The organism is Acinetobacter sp. 228 (assembly GCF_048147885.1).
Window position 1 is genome coordinate 1 of the sequence record NZ_JAYWYV010000064.1, and the last position, 2,344, is coordinate 2,344.

Consider the following 2,344-nt stretch of genomic DNA (forward strand, 5'->3'; position numbering starts at 1 on the left):
AATAAAGAATGCTTCTTCATTTGCATGTGTATAAATCCATAATTTTATATAAAAGCCACCTTGACACAGGAATATAAAAAACAATTCTCTAAATATCTAAGGTTTTTCATTGATCAATGCAATTAAAGCAGTTAACAGTTTAAATGCAAGGATAGTTTACAATCTTCAAGCATATTTTATGCAAAATAAGAAAAGAGCATAAGCTCAAGAAATTATATTTTTGGGGTTTAAAGCTATTTTTGCTGAGGAATTAATCAATCGAAACAAAAACTTGCCGAAAAAGGCAGAGAAGGGTTGCAACTCTTTTAAAAATCTCTATACTTTGTTTTGCAATGGTAGCCCCGCTGGTGGCTTCGCAATTGTACTCTGTGAACCCCGCCAGGACCGGAAGGTAGCAACGGTAGCAGATCTATGATGTGCCGAAGTTTTGCTAGTGGGGTTGCCACCATTCTTTTAATCCAATTTTCTTTGGATTGCTTTTAAAATTACATCTAAATCAAATCCTCTATATTGTAAAAATCTGATCTGTTTTGCTTTAAGTTTTGGATCTTTCTCTACAGCTTCTCCAAATTTTTTAACTTTAAGTTGATAAGCCTGTTCTACCCAATCAATTTCTTGAATTTCATCTGCAATTAAATCATTTTCAATTTGTTTAGTTTTTAAAGCTTGTTGAATTCGTTTCGGTCCTTTACCTTTACGAATTTGGCTTGCTAGCATTTGCTCAGCAACACGTTGATCACTCTGGTAATTTTGTTCAGATAACTCCTTAACCAGTTGTTTTACTTCTTCTATATTTTGTGCATAACGAGCTAATTTCTCGATAAGCTCTGCTTTAGAGTAATCTCGGCGAGTGAGTAAAGCAAAAGCATATGAGCGTAAACGTTGGCCAGTAAGAGGAGGGCGCTGCTGAGATTGCTCATCGTTTCTTTTGAACATATAAAATTCCTTGTAAAAAACGCCCCGAAGGGCGTTTTATGACTCATGTATAATTACGATTCTAATAAAAGATCTGGCTCTTCTTCATCTTCAATTTGAACTGCACCATTTGTGCCTGTAGTCAGCAATTGTTCACGGATATTACGTTCAATTTCTTCAGCTATTTGAGTATTTTCTTCAAAATAGCGAATTACATTGTTTTTACCTTGGCCAATTTTATTGCCTTGATATGAATACCATGCACCAGCTTTTTGTACGATATCCTGTTGTACAGCTAAATCTACAAGTTCACCTAGTTGGTTAGTACCTTTACCGTATAGAATTTGGAAAATAGCTTCTTTAAACGGAGGAGCCATTTTGTTCTTAACAACTTTAACTTTAGTTTCTGAACCAACAATTTCATCGCCTTCTTTTACTTGACCGATACGACGAATATCTAAACGAACTGAAGCGTAGAATTTAAGGGCATTACCACCAGTGGTAGTTTCTGGGCTACCAAACATAACACCAATTTTCATACGAATCTGGTTAATGAAGATAACCATACAGTTTGAACGTTTAGCATTACCCGTAATTTTACGAAGTGCCTGGCTCATAAGACGCGCTTGTAGACCCATATGAGAGTCACCCATCTCACCTTCGATTTCTGCTTTAGGTGTAAGTGCAGCCACCGAGTCCACAACGATTAAATCAATTGCGCCTGAACGGACAAGCATGTCAGCAATTTCAAGTGCTTGCTCACCATTGTCGGGTTGTGAAACAAGTAGGTTATCAATATCTACACCAAGTTTGCGTGCATATTGAGGGTCTAGGGCGTGCTCAGCATCAATGAAGGCACATGTACCACCAGATTTTTGACATTGAGCAATTGCTTGCAATGTCATTGTGGTTTTACCAGAAGATTCAGGACCATAAATTTCGATAATACGGCCTTTTGGTAAACCACCAATCCCCAATGCGATGTCTAAAGTTAAAGAACCTGTAGATACGGCTTCAACTGCTTGAACAGTGTTATCACCAAGACGCATAACCGTATTTTTACCAAATTGCTTCTCAATTTGGCTCAAAGCGGCTTGTAATGCTTTGCTTTTATTCTCATCCATCTCAAAAACCTCAATACTCTATGTTCATCACGTTTAACCCAAGTGGATGCATTGAATCTCAACTTGTTTCACAGGGCTAATAGTGACAGATTTTTTCTCTAGCTTCTATATATTGTATATGTGAGTGCGACACAACTCGACGTTTTTATTCATCATTATAAGACCAGTGATCTTCATAATGTTGATCATTATCCTGTTTAAACCGATTGATTTGTCGCCGATCTTTCTTGCTTGGTCTATGGTCAGGTCGTGCTAGATTATGCAATTTTCGTTGGGAAGCAATCAACTCCCGTCTTGCAATACTT

The 2,344-nt window shown here is 37.2% G+C and carries 2 protein-coding genes, 1 other RNA gene and 1 pseudogene; 1 reads left to right on the forward strand and 3 read right to left on the reverse strand.

Features of this window, described 5'->3' with window-relative positions:
• Window positions 1-342: 342 nt before the first annotated feature.
• Window positions 343-439: signal recognition particle sRNA small type (gene ffs, locus VXQ92_RS15790), an RNA gene on the forward strand.
• 14 nt (window positions 440-453) lie between these two features.
• Here the strand turns inward: ffs and VXQ92_RS15795 are convergent.
• The 3 genes and pseudogenes from VXQ92_RS15795 to VXQ92_RS15805 form a co-directional block, all read right to left on the reverse strand.
• Complete coding sequence (locus VXQ92_RS15795) at window positions 454-936, reverse strand: regulatory protein RecX (RefSeq protein WP_005128499.1); 483 nt, start codon at window positions 934-936, stop codon at window positions 454-456.
• A 53-nt stretch (window positions 937-989) separates the two neighbouring features.
• The gene (gene recA / locus VXQ92_RS15800) at window positions 990-2,039 is read right to left on the reverse strand and encodes a recombinase RecA (protein ID WP_000344169.1); all 1,050 of its coding nucleotides are present in this window, start codon (window positions 2,037-2,039) and stop codon (window positions 990-992) included.
• Window positions 2,040-2,184: 145 nt separating this feature from the next.
• Window positions 2,185-2,344: pseudogene (locus tag VXQ92_RS15805) on the reverse strand (RNA-binding protein); the annotation flags it as partial.